A 19162-nucleotide genomic window follows, 5' to 3' on the forward strand; every position below is an offset into this window, starting at 1 on the left:
GAAATCTCATTCAGTGGACACTGTGTCAGCGAGCCGCGCCGGGCACCACCACTTCACCGCCGGGGGTGACCGCCGGGGCAGGCGGGGTGGTCGCGACGGTGGTGGTCGGCGCGACGCTGGTGGTCGCCACCGTCGTGGTCACCGCGGCGCTGGTCGTAACCGTCGTCGCCGGTGCGGGCGAGGTGGTCACCACACCACAGTTGTCACCGCAATGGTCGATGCCACCCGGCTGACCGCAGTTGTCGTCGCAGTGATCGATTCCCCCGGGCGGTGCACCGCAGTTGTCACCGCAGTGGTCGATCCCGCCCGGCGGGAGTCCACAGTTGTCACCGCAATTGTCGGTGCCACCGGGTTGCGGTGCCGGATTGTTCGGCTGCCCGCCACCCGGATTACCTGCTCCTCCACCGGGATTGCCCGCAACTCCACCCGGATTCTGCTGCGGCGCACCGGAACTCGTCGGCACGCTGGTTTTGGGGGTCGAGGTCTTGGTCACCGAACTCGTTGTCGCCCCGCCGGATCCGGACTCCTTCGTACTGCACCCGCCCAGCACCAGAATCAATGCGAGCATTGCGAGCAATGCCCCGAACACCATATGTCGGCGGCCACCCATACGCATCGCCATACTCCTCCCGCCGCCGCAGCGGCCACCCACCCGACCCGCTCAGAGACTAGATACGCAGGGCCGCAACGGGTATCGGACATATGCCCTAACCGGCTCAGGCATACGGGTCGGTGATCTCCCGCAACCGGGTGAGCGCGTCGCCGCAGCTGCCCCAGCCGCGCCCGCCCAGCTCCGGGATCCGGGACGCGCTCCCCCCGCCGAAGCCGAACCGGACTGACCGCCCCGTCCGGTCACCCCCGGCGCGCGGGGTCCGGGGGGTGACCGGGACGATGGGGCACATGCCTGTTGCAGCCATCGTCTTCGATATGGACGGCGTACTGATCGACACCGAACCCATTTGGGAGGAGGTGCGCCGCGAGTACATCGCCGAGTTGAACGGGCGCTGGCTGGCCGACACCCAGGACCGGTTCATGGGGATGAGCACCGCCGAATGGTCGGAATACACCAGTAAGGATCTCCTCGACGGCCGGCGCACACCCGATGAGGTGGCCGCGGATGTCATCTCCCGGATGGCCGCCCGATACGCCGAGCAGCTACCGCTCATGCCCGATGCGGTGCGGACCGTGCGCCGCTTCGCCGATCACTTCACCCTCGGCCTGGCGAGCTCATCGCCGCGCAGGCTCATCGATGTGGTGCTGGATCACATGGGTGTGACCGAACTGTTCCACACCACCGTCTCGACCGAAGAGGTCGAGCGCGGCAAACCCGCACCGGACGGCTATCTCGCCGCCGCGGCCGGGCTCGGCATCGCGCCCGATCGGTGCGTGGCGATCGAGGATTCCAGCAATGGTCTGCGCGCCGCGTACGCCGCGGGTATGACGGTCATCGCCGTCCCGCATCCGCGCTACCCACCCGCGCCCGACGCATTGGCCCTGACCTCGCTCGTCGCCGAGAACCTCGGCGTGCTCACGCCCGAGCGGATCTCAGCGGTCATCGCGTCGGCCTGAGCCCGCGGGCACCGGTAGCCCATCTCACCCCCACGACGGAATTCCGCTGACGACGGCGCTGTTTCGAACCGAACGGTAGTGAATTCCGCACGAATGCGAGGATCTTGGTATGTCCGAACAGACCGCCGCACCGCAGTCCGCCGCACCCGCATCCGCCGACGCACCGGTCGAGCTGTGGGCCGAGCGCACCGGCACCCGGGCCTACACCGGCCGCAATAATCGCGGCGGCGAGGTGCTCATCGCCTCCGCGGGCGTCCCGGGCGCGTTCACCCCGGGCGAGCTGCTCAAGATCGCGCTCGCCGGATGCACCGGGCTCAGCGCCGATTTCACCCTCGCCCGCAAACTCGGCGACGACTTCGACGCCACCGTGCGCGTCTCCGGTGACGCCGACCGCGAGAACGAGACCTACCCGGAACTCAACGAATCCTTCGACCTCGATCTCAGCGAACTCGACGACGCCACCCGCGAACGCCTGCTGGTCGCCGCGCAGCGCTCCATCGACCGGGTCTGCACCGTGGGCCGCACGCTCAAGGCGGGCACCACCGTCAATCTGACCTTCCGCGTCGACGAATGACGCAAACCCCAGTCCGGCTCAGCGCCTGGGTGCACGGGCAGGTACAGGGAGTCGGCTTCCGCTGGTGGACCCGGTCCCGCGCCCTGGAGCTGGGCTTGACCGGGTACGCCCGCAACCACCGGGACGGCCGCGTGCACATGGTCGCCGAAGGTCCGCGTACCGCGTGCGAAACCCTGCTGACCCTGCTACGTTCCGGCGACACGCCTGGTCGCGTGGACCTGGTCGTCGACGACTGGGGAAACGGCCAGGGAGGCATAATCGGATTCGAGGAGCGTTGATGCGCGCGCACGTCGAGCAGCCCCAGGAGTCGATCGTTGGCAATTGAACGTCTCGGCGGCAATCCGGATGATCCGAGCCGGCAGCCAGATCCCGATAGCTCCGCGAATACTCCCGCCCAGCCCACCGGCGACGAATCACGCATCAGCGCAAGCGATTCCGGACCCGAGCCGACCTCGGAAGCCGAGGTGAACCCGGTCACCGGGCGCGCCTGGGGTACGGGCGGACGCCCTATCCGCAAGCGTGATGACGGGTCCGAATCCCCCGACCCCCGGCACGAAGCGACCACGGACCCGAGCTCCGCGCCCGCCGAATCCGCTGAGCACGCCGAATCCCCCGAGCACACAGCGCCTTCCGGTGCGCCCGCCACCGAGCCCACCGTCGAGGCGGCTGCGCGCACGAGTGAATTCGCGACGCCGCCGACCTTCGAACTCCCGGTGCCGCCGGTCTACCCGCCCGCGCCGTCGGTGCCGATGCCCGCTCCGGAGCCGCGCCGCGGCAGTGTGCAGCGACAGCAGGCCGGGGTCACCGCGCCCCGTCCGCCGACGGTCGCCGAGGCCCGCGCCCGCGAGAAGGCGCGCAAGCGCGCCGAAGAGGCCGAACGCGCCGCCGCCGAGGCCGAGGACGCCAAGAAGGCCAAAAAGAAGAAGCTGCTCATCGGCGGTGCGGCCGTGGTGGGTGTGGCCGCGCTGGTCGGCGGCGGCTATCTGGCGTACGACGCCCTGACCACGCCCGAGGTGACCGCCTACTGCACGGTGGTGGCCAAACAGGGGCAGGTGGTCGCGGTCGGCAATGGCCAGACCATTACCGCCACCAAGGACAATCAGGAGATCGTGGTCCCGGACAACTACTGCGACGACGCCAAGCGCACCGGCAGCAGCGGTCTGGGCGGCATCTTCATTCTCAATGGCAGCCAATACCGCTACTACTACGGTGGCAGCGGCAATACGATCGGCCACGCACCGACCGGCGGCACCACCGTGCTGCCCAAGGGCGCGGATGTGAAGACCAAGAGCGGCAGCACTATTCAGCGCGGCGGGCTCGGTTCCAAAATCGGTGGAGGTTCTTGATGCGGCGAGTGCGGAGCACTCCGCGCCCGGGTTGGCAGCAGATCATCGAGAGTCAGGGGCTGGTGTACGGATCCCCGGGGCGCGATACCAATGGCCAGCCCCGCCCGTACTGGGACGAATCGGTGCACTACGAGTTCGATATGGACGAGATCCTCGCGCTGGAGGCGCAGGTCGAGGTGCTGCACAGTATGTGCCTGCACGCCGTGGAGCACATCATCCTCACCGAGCGATTCGCCGATTTCGGTCTGCCGCAGTGGAGTTGGGAGCATATCGCCAACTCCTGGAAGCGCTCGGACCCGCATATCTACGGCCGCTTCGACCTGCGCTACGACGGGCGCGGACCGGCGAAACTGTTGGAGTACAACGCCGATACCCCCACCTCCCTGTTGGAGGCGGCAATCGTGCAGTGGCATTGGCTGACCGACACCCATCCCGATGACGATCAGTGGAACTCATTGCACGAGAAGCTGGTCGAGCGCTGGGGTGAGGTGCGCGAGCTGCTGCCGACGGCCGAACTGCACTTCACCTGGTCCGGTGCGGACGGCTCCGGTGAGGACAATGTCACCACCGCGTACATGCAGGAGACCGCCGCCGAGGCGGGGTTCGACACGGTAGCCCTGCCGATCGAGGAGATCGGATTCGATACCGAGCTGGAGCGTTTCGTCGATCTCGCCGAGGCGTCCATCGATTCGGTCTTCAAGCTGTACCCGTGGGAATGGGTGCTGGACGACGACTTCGGCAAGCGCGTGACACAGTCCCTACCGGGCACCATGTGGATCGAACCGCTGTGGAAGACAATGCTTTCCAACAAGGCGCTGCTGGCGGTGCTGTGGGAGATGTACCCCGGGCACCCGAACCTGTTGCCCGCCTATATCGATGACCCGCACGAGCTCACCGAGTACATTCGCAAACCCAAGCTGGGCCGCGAAGGCGCGAATATGACCATTGTCGGCCCGGGGATGGAGACCGCCACCGGCGGCGTCTACGGCGAAGAGGGCTTCGTCTACCAAATGCTGGACCCGCTACCGGAATTCGACGGTATGCGCCCGGTCCTCGGTGCCTGGATCGTCGGCGACACCTCGGCGGGCCTGGGCATCCGCGAGACCGTCGGCCTGATCACCGATGACAGTTCCACCTTTGTGCCACACCGTATTCCGCAGCCCTGATCCCATCCACCACCCGTCCCGGAGGACACACCAGATGATGACCACTCTCGCGCTCGAGTCGGGGTATTGGAGCTCACTCGGCCGTGGCGCAGGCGCGATCCTCCTCTACGCGCTGATCGGCCTGGCGCTCATGCTCATCGGCTTCCAGGCGGTCGACCTCACCACCCCCGGCAGTCTGCGCAAGATGGTCGCGCAGGGCCTGCCCAATGCCGTGATCGTCAGCGCCGCGGGCATGCTCAGCATGGCCTTCATCGTGGTGCTGGCCATCTACGCGCAGGCGGGCAAGCTCTCCGAGGGCCTGATCGCGGCGCTGATCTACGGTCTGGTCGGCATCGTCGCCCAGGTCATCTCGGTGCGCGTGATCGAGATGGTGCTCGGCATCAATATCGGTGAGGTCCTGAAGAGCCCCACCTTCGCCACCGAGGCCCTGGTGGTCGCGGCCGCGCACTTCGCACTGGGCTTGGTCGTCGCGGTCGCGATCCTCTAGCGCACCAAGCGCTTTCAGCGCACCCGGCTGTACTTGAGGAAGGCCACGCCGTCCTCGAAGATGCGGCTGGTCAGCACCCGGTAGCGGGTGGGCTCGGGCAATCGGGCCCCCGCGCCGAAGAGTGGGCGGCCGTGGCCGAGCACGATCGGGTAGAGCTTGAGGAAGATCTGATCGATCTCCGGCAGCAGGGACTGGGCGAGTTCGCCACCGCCACACAGCCAGATGCCGAGGCCCTTCTCGCGCTTGAGTTCTCGCACCCGGGCGAGCGGATCACCGGAGATGAGTTCGACATCGGGATCCGGTGTCTCGGGCAGTTTGGCCGAGACCACGAACTGGCGCAGATGCGAGTACGGGCTCGACGTTCCGGTGCGCACGCCGAAGTCGTGCGTTTTGCGCCCCATGATCACGGTGTCGAAGGTGACACTGGGTCTGTCCACCCCGAGCGCCTCGCGCACCTTGGTCGGTAGCGTCTCCGGATACTGCGCGGTGATCGCGGGACCGTGATCACCCCCCACCGGGAAGAAGTCGACCGAACCGTCCTCCGACGCGATGAAGCCGTCGATGGTCGCTGCCACGTAGTAGGTCAGTTTGCGCATTGGTCCCTCCAGCCGGCATCACACATGCCGCTGTGAAAAAGGTAGCGCTTCAATGGCTTCAGTAGGGAGGCAAGAACCGAAGACCGGGCAACAGCGGCAGAAACTGTCAGTTACGCGGCCGCGGCTGACAGCGCGGGCAGGAGAAGGACGAGCGGTTCATGAACTTCTCGCGGATCATCGGCGCACCGCAGCGACGGCAGGCTTCGCTCTCGCGGCCGTAGGCATTGAGCGAACGCTCGAAGTAGCCGGATTGGCCGTTCACATTCACATAGAGCGCGTCGAAGGAGGTGCCACCGGCCAGCAACGCCTCGGTCATCACCGTGCGCACCTCACCGAGCAGGCCGCGCAGCACCGGCCGGGTCAGCTTGGCCGCCACCCGCTCCCCGTGCAGTCTCGCCCGCCACAGCGCCTCGTCGGCGTAGATATTGCCGACGCCGGAGACCACGGTCTGATCCAACAGCACCCGCTTGATCTCGGAGTTCTTGGCGCGCATGGCCGCGACGGTCAGCTCATCGTCGACGAGTGGATCCAGTGGATCGCGGGCGATATGCGCGACCGGTTCGGGCACCAGCGTCCCGTCCACGTCGACCAGATCCGCGAGCTGCCAGCCACCGAAGGTGCGCTGATCCACGAAGCGCAACTGCGCCCCGGTATCGAGATTCGCGATGATGTGCGCGTGCTTCTCCAGGGGCGCGTCGGCGCTCTGCACCAGCATCTGCCCGCTCATGCCCAGATGGACGACGAGGGAGAGATCGGGCTCATCGAAGGTGAGCCAGAGGAATTTGCCGCGCCGCTGCGCGGAGTCGACCCGCCGTCCGGCGAGCCGGGCGGCCAGATCATCGCCGCCGGGCAGATGCCGTCGCACCGAACGCGGATGTTTGACGGTCACCGAATCGACGACGCGGCCCACCACATGTTCGGTGAGACCGCGTCGTACGACTTCGACTTCGGGAAGTTCGGGCATCGGGCGGCTACTGCGCCGATTCCTCGGTGGCAGCGGCATTCTCGGCGTTCAACGCCCGATAGGCGGCGCCCGCGGCCTTCTGCTCGGCTTCCTTCTTGGAGCGTCCCACCCCCTGGCCGTACGCCTTCCCACCGATCACCGCGGTAGCGGTGAACTCTTTATCGTGGTCGGGTCCGGTGGAGGTGATCTCATAGCTGGGTACGCCGATACCGCGCTCGGCGGTCAGCTCCTGCAGACTGGTCTTCCAGTCGAGCCCGGCGCCCATGCGGGGGCCACGCTCGAGCAGGTCGGCGAAGAGGGTCAGTACCACGGTGCGCGCGGTGTCGATGCCGTGCTCGAGATGAACGGCGCCGAGGAGCGACTCCATACCGTCGGCGAGAATGCTGGGCTTGTCCCGGCCGCCGGTGAGCTCTTCGCCCTTGCCGAGCAGCAGGTGGGTACCGAGTCCACCCGGGCCGAGTTTGCGAGCCACCTCGGCCAGGGCATGCATATTCACCACGCTGGCACGCAGTTTGGCGAGCTCACCCTCGGACTTATCCGGATGCTCCAGATACAGGCGTTCGGTAATGCTCAGGCCGAGTACGGAGTCGCCCAGAAACTCCAAGCGCTCATTGGTCGGCAGCCCGCCGTTCTCGTAGGCGTACGACCGGTGGGTGAGCGCGAGGCGCAACAGGTCCGGTCGTACGTCGACGCCGAGCGCTTCGAGCAGGCTGGAATGGTCGGCGGAGTCACCCACGGCGGGCACCTCCGCCGCGTCCTTGCTGGCGGTCACGATCGGCTGGATCAGAGAATCAGACCGCAGCGGTGACCTGGCGGCCCTTGTACGTGCCGCACGAGGGGCACGCGATGTGCGGCAGGGTCTGCTGGCCGCAGGCACGGTTCGGGCAGGTGATCAGGGTAGGCGCGCTGGCCTTCCACTGGCTCCGGCGCGAGTGGGTGTTGGAACGGGACATCCGGCGCTTCGGAACGGCCACGACTACTTCTCCTCTGTCCTCGGACTCGCGGCGCGATTGTGCGCCGTAAGTTCAGAATCTATTGATGGGTGTCCGGTGCGGCGCTTGCGGCACCACTTCCGGGGGCTGAAGCGACTTCGTCGCCTGCAAGATCACTGACGACTTCGTCGTCGGCGACTTTCAATTTCGCGAGCCCGGCCCAGCGAGGGTCAAGTATCTCATGACCATGGCCGGAACCCGCAATCGCCATCCGTACACCGCATTCGGGGCACAATCCCGCACAATCCGGCTCGCAGAGCGGCTGCAGCGGCAGCTCCAAACCGACCGCGTCGACGACCGCCGGCTCGAGTTCGATCATGTCATCGACCAGGCGATGCACTTCGTCTTCCTCGGTGGTCTTCTCCGTGGCACTCTCCGGGTAGGCGAACAACTCGGTGAGATGCAGCTCGATATCGTCGGTGAACGATTCGAGACAGCGCGAGCATTCACCCTCGAGGGTCGCGCGGACCGTGCCCAGGACGAGTACGCCTTCGGAGACCGACTGCAGGGTCAGGTCGAGTTCGACCGCACCGCCCGCGGGGATACCGATCATCTCGATACCGATGCGCTCATCGGTATCGAAGGTGCGCTTGACCGGGAGGATCGAGCCAGGCTTGCGGCCCAGGCGTCGCGCATCCAGATTGAAGCCCGCGTCGTCGATCGTCGTGCGACGATGACGCGGCTTGGAACCGGATTCGGACATCAAGGACTCACTCACGTTCGGTATGGAATGGGCAACCACTCAACAATACCGAAACGCCTGACAACAACCCAAACCGCGCCCATTGCCTCCGCTGCGCTAGGGGTTCACGGCCCTGAAGTCCCGGTTCTTCCCTCCCCCGCTCCACTCAGTCCGGAACCGGGACGGCCGTGAACCTACCGCCGGAACTCCGCCGCGTAATCCGGGACGGTCGTACCGGAACGGACCTGGTTGCGGCCGCGGCCGATGATGCGCAGGGTGTTCTGCAGGGTCTCCTCGAAATCGGCGAGCTTGCCGTCGACGTACTCGTCACACTCGGTGCGCAGGCGATCGGAGTCGGCCTGGGCGGCGTCGATGAGCCGGGCGGATTCGACATGTGCGGCCCGGACCACCTCGGTGGCCGAGACCAGTCGTTCCTGTTCGGCCTTACCGTCCGCGACCGAACGGTCGTAGCTGGCCTGTCCGGCGGCGGCCATGCGATCGGCCTCGGAGCGGGCGCGGCCGGTGACCGTCTCATACTCCTTATTACCGTCGGCGACCACGCGTTCGGCCTCGGCCTCGGCGGAGCCGACGAGGTGTTCGGCGTGCGCGCGGGCCTCGGCGACCATGCGGTCCGCGTGCGCCTTGGCATCGGCGAGGATGCGGTCGGCTTCGTCGCGAGCACCCGTGACGGTCTCATGCGCCTGCTGATTCGCACCGGTCACGGCGGTTTCGGCGGCATTGCGGGCATCGATGACGATCTTGTCGCGGTGGTCGAGGACATCCTGGGCGTCATCGAGCTCACCCGGCAGCGCCTCGCGCACATCGTCGAGCAGTTCGAGTACCTCACCGCGCGGGACGATGCAGTTACGCGTCGGCGGGATGCCCCGCGCCTCTTCGATGATGGCCACGAGTTCGTCGAGCGCTTCGAATACCCGGTACATGTGCTACCCCACTCTCCTGCCAGGACTTCACGGCGAGAACTCCGCGGGAACAAGTCTGCCCTTCCGCGCGCTGTCAACAAGGTTCGAACCCGGCGTGTCGGAGACCTGTTTCACACCACACAAAAAGAAGTGGAGGAAACCCCTCCAGTTGGTTTACATTCAAGCAACAAGAAATTGTTGTGTCAGGGCCGCGGGGCAGCTACAAGCACCGCTCCGCAGGGCAGGCTCCTGACGTGTTCGAGGGAAATGACAATGGCTGTCCTGGACATCCCGCAGCGGGCCACGATGCCCGGCACTGCGCTGGTCGACGCCTACGCATATGGCACCGAGGCGATGGTCTCCGGAACCGAGGCCGTGCGTACCGCCGGCGTCCGCTGGACCGGACAGCTCGGCGCGTGGCTGCGCAGTGAGCACGCCTTCGCGCAGCTGATTCGCTTCGCCCTCGTCGGCGGCCTCAGCAATATCGGTTATCTGATGCTCTTCCTCGCCTTCTACGGCGGTGGCCCGCAGCTGGCCAATCTGGCCGGATCCATCGTGAGCACCGCGGTCGCCAATGAACTGCATCGGCGGCTCACCTTCCACGCGGCCGGTCGGGTGCGCTGGTTCACCGCACAGCTCGAGGGCGGCGGGCTGGCACTGGCCGGTCTGGCCATCACCTCGGCGGGGCTGGCGATCCTGGAGTCCACCGCACCGGGCATGGGCGATATCGCCGAAGCCGCCGCGGTACTCGCGATCACGGCCGCCGTCGGCACCATCCGCTTCCTGACCCTGCGGCTCTGGGTCTTCTGACCGCTGCGCCACCCGAATCCTCGCACTCGCCGAAAAACGGCAAGGCGTGCGAGGATTCGTCATTTCCGGGATAGGGGAACCCGCTCGGTGCTGCCTGCGTCCAAGCAAGCACAGACCGATTGAGAGGGGTTCCGACCATGCAGAGATCGCACGGATGCCTTGGCGGACGGCAAGATACCCGCCGCCCCGCACCCCCGCGCCCCGCCGGGAGGGTCCACGCGTCCTGCGTCAGACATGGCTGGCGGCGCGGACGCCCACGCGGGGAGGGCGAATGAGCCCGTCGCGGAAGTCCGAGCCGGTGAGTGAGCCGAGTCTCCGACAGCTTTGCGCGCCAAAGCGATTGACCCGACGACTGCTCGAGGGGTGCGAGCCGTCGGTGGACTGGGCTCCCGCTCGCGGGCAGACACCGACGCCCGCACCGGGGCGCACGGGAACGGCGACGCGCGGCGGCGGGTCAGCGCCCGAGGGTTCCTCCGCACCATGGGCGATCTCGCTGGCCGCAGGGGTTCCCGCGCGGAATTGGCGGGAACGGCATCGGTTGCTGATCGAGGCGGTGCTACCGGATATGGCCGCCGGGACGGTGGTCAGTCATCAATCCGCCGCCGTGCTGTACGGCGCTCCGCTGTGGCGTACACCGCTGGATCGAGTCGTGGTGACCCGCAACCGGCGTGGCGGCGGCCGCACCCGGCCGTACACGAAAGTGCATGGCTCACCGCTGGATTCGGCCGTGGAGATCGACGGGCTGCTCGTCACCCCACCCGCGCGCACGGTGATCGATCTGGCCCTGTCCCTGCCGTTCGAAGCGGCGGTGGTGGCGTGCGATGCGCTGACCGGAACCTTCGGTCTCACCGAAGCCGAACTGGGCGAAGAACTCTCGCTCGCGCGCTGCCGTCACGGCATAGCGCAGGCCAAGCGGGTGGTCGCGGCGCTGGATGGCCGGAGCCGAAGCGCGGGTGAGTCTCTGAGCCGCCTCATGCTCGGCCGCCGAGGTCTCCCGCTCCCCCGCACCCAGGGCAATGTGCTGACCCCCGACGGCCGTTTCGTGGGCCGGGTGGCCTTCTACTACGAGGAGTTCGCCACCCTCTGCGAATTCGACGGGCCACTGCGCTACGGCCGTCTGCTACACCGCGCGGACAATGTCCCCGAGGCCCTGCGCCGCGAACAGATCCGCGAAACCTGCTTGCGCGCCTTGGGCTTTCAGGTCGTCAGGTGGACCTGGAACGACCTGCACACCGATGCCCCCGCGCGCCGCCTACGCGCCGCGCTGTCCCGGCCGCGCCGCGCCGAGGGCCGCGTAGCACCAGCCCCGGCACCCGCGCCGCGCCGAATTTCGGCCCAACGGCTATAGGGACCTCGCCGAAACCGCGCCGGGTGGGCACCAGCGGAAGGTGCCCACCCGATGCGGTTACTGAAAATACAGTCGTGGTGTCGTCGACCACCTCGTCATTCCCGCATGCTTTTGGCGGGAATCCACCGAAATCAGCTGAGCCACTTCAGGTGTGGATCCCGGCCGAACGCACGCCGGGATGGCGGGATGGGATCACGCGTTGAACCTCAGCAGTGTGCGGCGACGCTCAGCCGCGGTTCTCGGCGATCCGGGCGATCAGCGCCTTGTGCACGGCCGGCGGCAGCAGATCGGAGATATCGCCACCGTAGGCGGCGACCTCCTTCACCAGCGAACTCGAGACGAAGCCGTACTCCGGATCGGTCGCGATGAAGTACGTATCCACGCCCGTGAGTTTGCGATTCATCTGCGCCATCTGCATCTCGTACCCGAGGTCGGTGGCATCGCGCAGCCCCTTGACGATGGCGCTGACGCCCTGCTCCTTGGCGAAATCGACCAACAGCCCGCGCCAGGACTCGACCCGCACGTTCGGCAGGTGCGCGGTCACCTCCCGAATGAGCTCCATGCGCTCCTCGACGGTGAACATCCCCTTCTTGTTGGGGTTCACCACCACCGTGACGATCACCTCGTCGAACTGCTCGGCGGCCCGCTCGAATACATCAAGATGTCCATTGGTCACGGGATCGAAGGACCCCGGGCACAGTGCTCCAGCCATGGTCGAACGCTACCGCAGTCCGACCGTGCCGGTTCCTACGGCTCGTACTCGGCCAGGTCCAGCCGAGTTTCGCCGTAGGCGCGGGGCTTCGAGGGTGAATAACCCTTGGGCCAGGTGATTTCCGGGGAGCGGGTGGAGCGTTCGACCACGACGAGAGCGCCTTCGTGGAGCCAGCCGCCTTCGGCCAGGGCCAGTAGATCGGCGTTCACCTCATCGACCTCGACCGCGTAGGGCGGATCGGAGAACACGAGGTCGTACGGGCCGCCCGGTGGGGATGAGGGAGCCAGAGCGAGTGCGCCTACGGCGTTGCGGCCCAACGTGCCCGCGACGGTGTTCATTCGCAGGTCCGCGCCGGGGAGGCCGAGGTCCGAGATATTGCCGCGGATGATCGCGGCTGCCTTGCGGTCGGATTCGACCAACAACGCGTGGGATGCGCCGCGGGACAACGCTTCCAGGCCGAGGGCACCCGAGCCCGCGTAGAGGTCGAGGGCGCGGATGTCGTCGAAGTCCATGCGGGCGGCGAGGAGGTTGAACAGCGCCTCGCGGACCCGGTCGGAGGTGGGGCGGGTGCCCGCGGGCGGGACGCGTAGTCGGCGTCCGCCCGCGGTACCGGAGATGATGCGGGTCATCGGTGAGCCGCCGATCCTCCCCGCGCGCACGACAACGCGTGCGGCGCGGGGGCGGCGGTTGGCCGGGGGCGGCGCATCATTCGGCCGCGGCCTCGGTGAGGCGCAGTTCGACCAGTAGATCGCCGCCCTCGACCTGCTGAACCTTGCCGATGGCGACGCGGCGGACCGTGCCGGAGCGCGGCGCGGTGATGGCGGCCTCCATCTTCATGGCCTCGATGGTGCCGATGGTGTCGCCCGCGGAGACCGAATCGCCTTCGGAGACAGCGAGGGTCACCACACCGGCGAACGGCGCGGCGATATGGCCGCCATTGGTCTTGTCGGCCTTCTCCGCGGTGGGCACCTCGCTGGCGATGGAGCGGTCGCGCACCGTGATGGGGCGCAACTGGCCGTTGAGAATGCACATGACGGTGCGCATACCGCGCTCGTCGGGTTCGGAGATGGCCTCCAGGCCGATGAGCAGGGTGACGCCCTTGTCGAGTTGGACGCGGTGTTCCTCGTCGTGGCGCAGGCCGTAGAAGAACTGGTTGGCGGAGAGCCCGGTGGTATCGCCGAATTTCTCGCGGTGGGCGAGGAATTCGGAGGTGGGCCCGGGGAACAGCAGATTGTTGAGGGTGGCGCGGCGTTCGGCGGAGGTGCCGTTCAGGCCCGCCTCGTCATCGGCGGTGAGCTGGGTTTCGGGCTTGGCCGGACCGCGACCGGCCAAAGCCCGGCTGCGGAAGGGTTCGGGCCAGCCGCCGGCGGGGGTACCGAGTTCGCCACGCAGGAAACCGATTACGGAGTCCGGGATGTCGTAACGGCCCGGATCGCTGGCGAAGTCCTCGACGTCCACGCCGCTGCCGACGAGCGCCAGGGCCAGGTCGCCGACGACCTTGGAGGACGGGGTGACCTTGACCAAGCGGCCCAGGAGCCGGTCCGCCGCAGCGTATTTGGCCTCGACCTCTTCGAATTGATCACCGAGGCCCAGCGCGATGGCCTGCTGGCGCAGGTTCGACAGCTGACCGCCCGGGATCTCGTGGTGGTACACCCGACCCGTCGGGCCCGGCAGCCCGGATTCGAAGGGCGCGTACACCTTTCGCAGCGACTCCCAGTACGGCTCGAGATCGCAGACGTGCTGCAGGTTGAGCCCGGTGTCGTACGGCGAATTCGCCGCCGCCGCAACGATTGCCGAGAGCGCGGGCTGAGAGGTGGTGCCCGCCATGGGCGCCGAGGCGCCGTCGACGGCATCGGCACCGGCCTGCCACGCGGAGAGGTAGGTGGCCAGCTGACCACCGGGAGTGTCGTGGGTGTGTACGTGCACCGGCAGATCGAATTCGCGGCGCAGCGCGGTCACCAGGGTCGCGGCGGCGGGTGCGCGCAGCAGTCCGGCCATATCCTTGATGCCGATGATGTGCGCCCCGGCCTCGACGATCTGCTCGGCGAGCTTGAGGTAGTAGTCGAGGGTGTACAGATTCTCGTTCGGATCCGACAGGTCGCCGGTGTAGCTCATGGCGACTTCCGCTACGGCGGTGCCGGTTTCGCAGACCGCGTCGATGGCGGGGCGCATCTGGTCGACATTGTTGAGCGCGTCGAAGATGCGGAAGATGTCGATACCGGTCGCGGTGGCCTCGGAAACGAATGCGCGCGTGACCTTTTCGGGGTACGGGGTGTAGCCGACGGTATTGCGGCCGCGCAGCAGCATCTGCAGGTTGATATTCGGCACGGCTTCACGCAGCGCGGCCAGGCGCTCCCACGGGTCCTCGTACAGGAAGCGCAGTGCCACGTCATAGGTTGCGCCGCCCCAGCATTCGATGGACAACAGCTCCGGCGTCAGCCGCGCCACATGCCCGGCGACATCGAGCAGACCGTTGGTGCGCACCCGGGTGGCGAGCAGCGACTGGTGCGCGTCACGGAAGGTGGTGTCGGTGACGGCCACACCCGACTGCTGACGCAGCGCCTTGGCGAAGCCCTCGGGGCCCAGTGTCAGCAGTCGCTGCCGCGATCCGGCGGGCGGCGGCACGGTCATATCGAGGGCGGGCAGTTTGTCGTGCGGGTACAGCTTGGTGGGCCGGGTGCCGTGCGGCTTGTTCACCGTGACGTCGGCCAGATAGTTCAGGATCTTGGTGCCGCGGTCGGCGGAGCTCTTGAGCGTGAGCAGTTGCGGCCGCTCGTCGATGAACGAGGTGGTGACGTGTCCGGCGCGGAAGTCCGGATCATCCAGGACCGCCATCAGGAACGGGATATTGGTCGTGACGCCACGAATACGGAATTCGGCGACGGCACGACGGGCGCGCGCCATGGCGGTCTGGAAGTCACGGCCGCGGCAGGTGAGCTTGACCAGCATGGAGTCGAAGTGCGCGCCTACCTCCGCGCCGACATTGGTGCCGCCGTCCAGGCGCACACCCGCGCCGCCGGGTGAGCGGTAGCCGGTGATCCGGCCGGTGTCCGGCCGGAAGCCGTTGGCCGGGTCCTCGGTGGTGATCCGGCACTGCAGGGCGGCGCCCCGGATGACGATCGAATCCTGGCTCAGGCCGAGCTCTCGCAGGGACTCCCCCGCCGCGATGCGCATCTGCGACTGCACCAGGTCGACATCGGTGATCTCCTCGGTCACCGTGTGCTCGACCTGGATACGCGGATTCATCTCGATGAACACATGCTTTCCGCGCTCATCCAGCAGGAACTCCACCGTGCCCGCGCACGAGTAGCCAATCTCCTTGGCGAAGGCCACCGCGTCGGCGCAGATGCGTTCGCGCAGTTCGGGATCCAGATTCGGTGCGGGGGCCATCTCGATGACCTTCTGATGCCGCCGCTGTAGCGAGCAGTCCCGCTCGTACAGGTGGATGACATTGCCCTGCTGATCGGCGAGGATCTGCACCTCGATATGCCGGGGGTTGATCACCGCCTGCTCGAGGAACACCGTGGCGTCACCGAACGCGGATTCGGCCTCGCGCGCGGCGGCTTCGATGGCCTCGCGCAGCTGCGCCTTATCCGCCACGCGGCGCATACCGCGCCCGCCACCACCGGCGACGGCCTTGACGAAGACCGGGAACTCCATGGTCTCGGCGGCGGCCATCAACTCGTTCACATCCGAGGACGGCTCACTCGAAGCCAGCACCGGCAGTCCGGCGGCCTTGGCGGCGGCGATGGCCCGCGCCTTGTTGCCGGTCAGCTCCAGCACATTCGAGGACGGACCGACGAAGGTGATGCCCTCGGCCGCACAGGCCGCGGCCAGGTCCGGGTTCTCGGAAAGAAAACCGTAACCGGGGTAGATGGCATCGGCTCCGGAAGTCTTGGCGGCCTTGATGATTTCGGCGATGGACAGATAAGCCCGCACCGGGTGTCCCGGTTCGCCGATCTGGTACGCCTCGTCGGCCTTGAGCCGGTGGACCGAATTGCGGTCCTCGTACGGGAACACCGCGACGGTGCCGATGCCGAGTTCGTAGGCCGCGCGGAACGCGCGAATGGCGATCTCGCCGCGGTTGGCGACCAGGACTTTGGAGAACATTCGACCAAGGTACCTGGCCGGGTGTGTCGAATGGGCATCGAAGTCACCTTCGCAGCAATCTTCACAGTCACATACCGGTCGGTTGCGAATTTGTGTTCATCACCTGGACACATGGGCTGCGGTGAGGTTAGCGGGCGGCGCGCAGACGGATTCGCCGACTTGCTAAGGCCGCACGGGGGAAATCCGCCCGCACGAGATCCATGGCGAAGCCGATATGCTTCGGGGGCAATCGGTTCACGCGGTATCGATGGTGGAGGAGCCCCTCCCGTCGGCGCCGGGTGTCGAAGCCGGTCCATCCCCCGGGTGGTCCGGTGAGAGGGAAGCTGGTGAGAATCCGGCACTGTCCCGCAGCGGTATGCAGGAACGACCGCCGTCATCAGCACTGGGCATGGACCTGGGAAGCGACGGCCAGTAGGTCGGCCGAATCGGCCGGTGCCCGCGAGTCCGAAGACCTGCCGAATGCGCCGGATACGCCGTATCCGGCGGTCGACGCCTCGTGGATCGGGTGGACGGGCCGGAGCTTGCCGCACCGTGCGAACGGTGACCTAGGGCTACCCGGATTCGCGCCACCCCTGGGCGGCGGCCAGTGACTTTGGAACACTGGAGCACACCCGTGACCAACACCTCCCCTTTCACCGCAACGGTTCTCGGCCTGCCCCGTATCGGGCCGCGCCGCGAACTCAAGCGCGCGATCGAGTCCTACTGGGCGGGACGCACCGGAGCGGACGAGCTGCACGCCGTCGCCGCCGACCTGCGCCGCAATCAGCTCACCGGGCTCATCGCGGCCGGACTGGATTCGATTCCGGTCGGCACCTTCTCCTACTACGACCAGATGCTGGACACCGCCGTCATGTTCGGCGCGCTGCCCGAGCGGGTCGCCGGTATCGCCGATCCGCTGGACCGATACTTCGCGGCGGCGCGCGGAACCGACACCGTGGAACCGCTGGAGATGACCAAGTGGTTCGACACCAACTACCACTACCTGGTGCCCGAGTTCGGTGCGCGGACCGAATTCGCCCTCGATGCGACCAAGCTGCTCGACGAATTACGCGAGGCACTCGCGCTGGATGTGCCCGCGCGGCCGGTGGTGATCGGCCCGCTGACCTTCTTGAAGCTGGCCAAGGACGCCGCGGGCGATCCGCTGCGGCGTATCGACGCGCTGCTGCCGCTCTACCTCGATCTGCTGGCGCAGCTCGCCGCGGCCGGAGCGACCTGGGTGCAGATCGATGAACCGGTGCTGGTCACCGATCTGAGCGAGGCCGAGATCGCGCTCGCCGCAAGGGTTTACCAGGAGTTGTCGGCCGCCGATGCGCGACCCGCACTGCTGGTGGCCACCTACTTCGGCCGTCCCGGTGTGGCGCTGGCGGCGATCGCGGGCACCGCGGTCGAGGGTATCGCCCTGGACTTCACCGAGGGCGTGACGGTCAGCGATGTGGCGGCGCTTCCGGCGCTGGCGACCAAGCTGGTGGTGGCGGGCGTGGTGAACGGCCGCAATGTGTGGCGCACCGACGCCGATCGGGCACTGGCCACCCTGGGCACGCTGCTGGGCAGCACCGGCGCGCTGGTGGTCGCCACCTCCGGTTCGCTACTGCACGTACCGTATTCGCTCGATGTCGAGACCGGGATCGATCCGGCGCTGCGGTCGTGGCTGGCGTTCGGTGCGGAGAAGGTCGTCGAGGTGCGATTGCTGGCCACCGCACTGCACCAGGGCACCGAGGCGGTCGCCGACGAATTGGTCTCCACGCGTGCGGCTCTGGCGTCGAGGGCCACCGATCCACGATTGCGCGATGACACCGTGCGCGCCCGGTTGCGCACCCTCGGCGCGGCCGCCACCCATCGCGCACCCGCCGCGGAACGCCGTGTGCTGCAACAGGAACGACTGCGCCTTCCGCTGCTGCCGACCACCACCATCGGCTCCTACCCGCAGACCCCCGCCATCCGCAAGGATCGTGCCGCTCTGGTCAAGGGCGATATCACCGTCGAGCAGTACAACGACCGCATGCGTGCCGAGATCGCGGAGGTCATCGCGCTACAGGAGAAGCTGGGCCTGGATGTACTGGTGCACGGTGAGCCCGAGCGCAATGACATGGTGCAGTACTTCGCCGAACAGCTCACCGGTTTCCAGGCCACGGCCAATGGCTGGGTGCAGTCCTACGGCACCCGCTGCGTCCGGCCGCCGATCCTGTTCGGCGATGTGGCGCGGCCGCATCCGATGACGGTCGAGTGGATCGGCTACGCCCAGTCGCTCACCGACAAACCGGTCAAGGGCATGCTCACCGGTCCAGTGACGATTCTGGCGTGGTCGTTCGTCCGCGATGACCAGCCCATCGCGGATACCGCCCGCCAGGTGGCGCTCGCCATCCGCGACGAGACGGTGGATCTGCAGGCCGCGGGCATCCGCATCATCCAGGTCGACGAGCCCGCGCTGCGCGAACTCCTCCCCCTGCGCTCGGAAGCCAAAGCCGCATACCTGGATTGGGCCGTCGGCGCCTTCCGCCTGGCCACCGCGGGCGTCTCCGATGCCACCCAGATCCACACCCACCTGTGCTACTCGGAGTTCGGTGAGGTGATCGGCGCCATCGCCGCCCTCGACGCCGACGTCACCTCCATCGAAGCGGCCCGCTCCCATATGGAGGTCCTCGACGACCTCAACGCCGCGGGCTTCGCCCTCGGCGTCGGCCCGGGCGTCTACGACATCCACTCCCCCCGCGTCCCCGAGACCGCCGAGATCACCACCTCCCTCCGGGAGGCCCTGAAAGCCGTTCCCGCCGAACGCCTCTGGGTCAACCCGGACTGTGGCCTGAAAACCCGCGGCCCCGCCGAGGTGGAGGCAGCCCTGCGCAATATGGTCGCCGCCGCCCGAACCGTCCGCTGACCTGACGGTGC

19 protein-coding genes and 1 riboswitch are annotated in these 19162 nt (G+C 67.4%); of the genes, 9 read left to right on the top strand and 10 right to left on the bottom strand.

The features are described 5' to 3' along the window. Nucleotides 1-25: 25 nt before the first annotated feature. Complete coding sequence (locus OHB26_RS01100; protein WP_330182367.1) at nucleotides 26-616, bottom strand: hypothetical protein; 591 nt, start codon at nucleotides 614-616, stop codon at nucleotides 26-28. Between the two features lie 284 nt (nucleotides 617-900). Between OHB26_RS01100 and OHB26_RS01105 the strand changes: the two genes are divergently transcribed. The 6 genes from OHB26_RS01105 (at nucleotide 901) to OHB26_RS01130 (ending at nucleotide 5142) form a co-directional block, all read left to right on the top strand. After that, the gene (locus OHB26_RS01105) at nucleotides 901-1569 is read left to right on the top strand and encodes an HAD family hydrolase (protein ID WP_330182368.1); all 669 of its coding nucleotides are present in this window, start codon (nucleotides 901-903) and stop codon (nucleotides 1567-1569) included. A gap of 109 nt (nucleotides 1570-1678) precedes the next feature. Then, nucleotides 1679-2143 carry an OsmC family protein gene (locus tag OHB26_RS01110; RefSeq protein ID WP_330182369.1) on the top strand — a complete coding sequence of 155 codons (465 nt, stop codon included), beginning with the start codon at nucleotides 1679-1681 and terminating at the stop codon, nucleotides 2141-2143. Beyond that, entirely contained in the window at nucleotides 2140-2421 is a 282-nt protein-coding gene (locus OHB26_RS01115) for an acylphosphatase (protein ID WP_330182370.1), read from the top strand. Before OHB26_RS01110 ends, OHB26_RS01115 begins: the two co-directional genes overlap by 4 nt. A 36-nt stretch (nucleotides 2422-2457) precedes the next feature. Beyond that, the gene (locus OHB26_RS01120) at nucleotides 2458-3489 is read left to right on the top strand and encodes a hypothetical protein (protein ID WP_330182371.1); all 1032 of its coding nucleotides are present in this window, start codon (nucleotides 2458-2460) and stop codon (nucleotides 3487-3489) included. After that, nucleotides 3489-4655, top strand: a complete 1167-nt coding sequence (locus OHB26_RS01125) for a glutathionylspermidine synthase family protein (RefSeq protein WP_330182372.1) — start codon at nucleotides 3489-3491, stop codon at nucleotides 4653-4655. Before OHB26_RS01120 ends, OHB26_RS01125 begins: the two co-directional genes overlap by 1 nt. 37 nt (nucleotides 4656-4692) lie before the next feature. Then, nucleotides 4693-5142 (top strand): DUF350 domain-containing protein, encoded by a 450-nt coding sequence (locus tag OHB26_RS01130; RefSeq protein ID WP_330185449.1) that lies wholly within the window; start codon nucleotides 4693-4695, stop codon nucleotides 5140-5142. 14 nt (nucleotides 5143-5156) lie between these two features. On the opposite strand, the gene OHB26_RS01135 is transcribed toward OHB26_RS01130, so the two are convergent. The 6 genes from OHB26_RS01135 to OHB26_RS01160 form a co-directional block, all read right to left on the bottom strand. Next, nucleotides 5157-5738, bottom strand: a complete 582-nt coding sequence (locus OHB26_RS01135) for a dihydrofolate reductase family protein (protein WP_330182373.1) — start codon at nucleotides 5736-5738, stop codon at nucleotides 5157-5159. A 106-nt stretch (nucleotides 5739-5844) separates the two neighbouring features. Then, the gene (mutM, locus tag OHB26_RS01140; RefSeq protein ID WP_330182374.1) at nucleotides 5845-6702 is read right to left on the bottom strand and encodes a bifunctional DNA-formamidopyrimidine glycosylase/DNA-(apurinic or apyrimidinic site) lyase; all 858 of its coding nucleotides are present in this window, start codon (nucleotides 6700-6702) and stop codon (nucleotides 5845-5847) included. A gap of 7 nt (nucleotides 6703-6709) precedes the next feature. Then, nucleotides 6710-7474 (bottom strand): ribonuclease III, encoded by a 765-nt coding sequence (rnc, locus tag OHB26_RS01145; RefSeq protein WP_330182375.1) that lies wholly within the window; start codon nucleotides 7472-7474, stop codon nucleotides 6710-6712. Between the two features lie 19 nt (nucleotides 7475-7493). Further along, nucleotides 7494-7676 carry a 50S ribosomal protein L32 gene (gene rpmF, locus OHB26_RS01150; RefSeq protein ID WP_330182376.1) on the bottom strand — a complete coding sequence of 61 codons (183 nt, stop codon included), beginning with the start codon at nucleotides 7674-7676 and terminating at the stop codon, nucleotides 7494-7496. A gap of 58 nt (nucleotides 7677-7734) precedes the next feature. Next, nucleotides 7735-8397 (bottom strand): YceD family protein, encoded by a 663-nt coding sequence (locus OHB26_RS01155; RefSeq protein ID WP_330185450.1) that lies wholly within the window; start codon nucleotides 8395-8397, stop codon nucleotides 7735-7737. Between the two features lie 173 nt (nucleotides 8398-8570). Then, nucleotides 8571-9317 carry a DivIVA domain-containing protein gene (locus OHB26_RS01160; protein ID WP_330182377.1) on the bottom strand — a complete coding sequence of 249 codons (747 nt, stop codon included), beginning with the start codon at nucleotides 9315-9317 and terminating at the stop codon, nucleotides 8571-8573. Nucleotides 9318-9569: 252 nt separating this feature from the next. On the opposite strand from OHB26_RS01160, the gene OHB26_RS01165 reads away from it, so the two are divergent. Further along, the gene (locus tag OHB26_RS01165) at nucleotides 9570-10106 is read left to right on the top strand and encodes a GtrA family protein (RefSeq protein ID WP_330182378.1); all 537 of its coding nucleotides are present in this window, start codon (nucleotides 9570-9572) and stop codon (nucleotides 10104-10106) included. A gap of 376 nt (nucleotides 10107-10482) precedes the next feature. After that, nucleotides 10483-11454 carry a hypothetical protein gene (locus OHB26_RS01170; RefSeq protein ID WP_330182379.1) on the top strand — a complete coding sequence of 324 codons (972 nt, stop codon included), beginning with the start codon at nucleotides 10483-10485 and terminating at the stop codon, nucleotides 11452-11454. Nucleotides 11455-11680: 226 nt separating this feature from the next. Here the strand turns inward: OHB26_RS01170 and coaD are convergent, their stop codons facing one another. The 3 genes from coaD to OHB26_RS01185 form a co-directional block, all read right to left on the bottom strand. Next, complete coding sequence (gene coaD, locus OHB26_RS01175; protein ID WP_330182380.1) at nucleotides 11681-12166, bottom strand: pantetheine-phosphate adenylyltransferase; 486 nt, start codon at nucleotides 12164-12166, stop codon at nucleotides 11681-11683. 35 nt (nucleotides 12167-12201) lie between these two features. Then, nucleotides 12202-12795, bottom strand: a complete 594-nt coding sequence (gene rsmD / locus OHB26_RS01180; protein WP_330182381.1) for a 16S rRNA (guanine(966)-N(2))-methyltransferase RsmD — start codon at nucleotides 12793-12795, stop codon at nucleotides 12202-12204. Nucleotides 12796-12871: 76 nt separating this feature from the next. Next, nucleotides 12872-16276: a pyruvate carboxylase gene (locus OHB26_RS01185; RefSeq protein ID WP_330182382.1), complete on the bottom strand. Its 3405-nt coding sequence runs from the start codon at nucleotides 16274-16276 to the stop codon at nucleotides 12872-12874. 292 nt (nucleotides 16277-16568) lie between these two features. Then, a riboswitch (cobalamin riboswitch) is annotated at nucleotides 16569-16750 on the top strand. Between the two features lie 139 nt (nucleotides 16751-16889). On the opposite strand from OHB26_RS01185, the gene metE reads away from it, so the two are divergent. After that, on the top strand, nucleotides 16890-19151 hold the full coding sequence (gene metE / locus OHB26_RS01190) for a 5-methyltetrahydropteroyltriglutamate--homocysteine S-methyltransferase (protein WP_330182383.1): 2262 nt from the start codon (nucleotides 16890-16892) through the stop codon (nucleotides 19149-19151). Nucleotides 19152-19162: the final 11 nt, after the last annotated feature.

The organism is Nocardia sp. NBC_01503 (assembly GCF_036327755.1).
GTDB lineage: Bacteria > Actinomycetota > Actinomycetes > Mycobacteriales > Mycobacteriaceae > Nocardia.

Bases quoted from the DNA above. Each gene is read 5' to 3' on its own strand.
- OHB26_RS01165 (WP_330182378.1), top strand. From the start codon at position 9,570: ATGGCTGTCCTGGACATCCCGCAGCGGGCCACGATGCCCGGCACTGCG.
- OHB26_RS01135 (WP_330182373.1), bottom strand. From the start codon at position 5,738: ATGCGCAAACTGACCTACTACGTGGCAGCGACCATCGACGGCTTCATC.
- OHB26_RS01110 (WP_330182369.1), top strand. From the start codon at position 1,679: ATGTCCGAACAGACCGCCGCACCGCAGTCCGCCGCACCCGCATCCGCC.
- OHB26_RS01115 (WP_330182370.1), top strand. From the start codon at position 2,140: ATGACGCAAACCCCAGTCCGGCTCAGCGCCTGGGTGCACGGGCAGGTA.
- rsmD (WP_330182381.1), bottom strand. From the start codon at position 12,795: ATGACCCGCATCATCTCCGGTACCGCGGGCGGACGCCGACTACGCGTC.
- mutM (WP_330182374.1), bottom strand. From the start codon at position 6,702: ATGCCCGAACTTCCCGAAGTCGAAGTCGTACGACGCGGTCTCACCGAA.
- OHB26_RS01130 (WP_330185449.1), top strand. From the start codon at position 4,693: ATGACCACTCTCGCGCTCGAGTCGGGGTATTGGAGCTCACTCGGCCGT.
- OHB26_RS01155 (WP_330185450.1), bottom strand. From the start codon at position 8,397: ATGTCCGAATCCGGTTCCAAGCCGCGTCATCGTCGCACGACGATCGAC.
- OHB26_RS01160 (WP_330182377.1), bottom strand. From the start codon at position 9,317: ATGTACCGGGTATTCGAAGCGCTCGACGAACTCGTGGCCATCATCGAA.
- OHB26_RS01125 (WP_330182372.1), top strand. From the start codon at position 3,489: ATGCGGCGAGTGCGGAGCACTCCGCGCCCGGGTTGGCAGCAGATCATC.
- OHB26_RS01185 (WP_330182382.1), bottom strand. From the start codon at position 16,276: ATGTTCTCCAAAGTCCTGGTCGCCAACCGCGGCGAGATCGCCATTCGC.
- coaD (WP_330182380.1), bottom strand. From the start codon at position 12,166: ATGGCTGGAGCACTGTGCCCGGGGTCCTTCGATCCCGTGACCAATGGA.
- OHB26_RS01105 (WP_330182368.1), top strand. From the start codon at position 901: ATGCCTGTTGCAGCCATCGTCTTCGATATGGACGGCGTACTGATCGAC.
- OHB26_RS01100 (WP_330182367.1), bottom strand. From the start codon at position 616: ATGCGTATGGGTGGCCGCCGACATATGGTGTTCGGGGCATTGCTCGCA.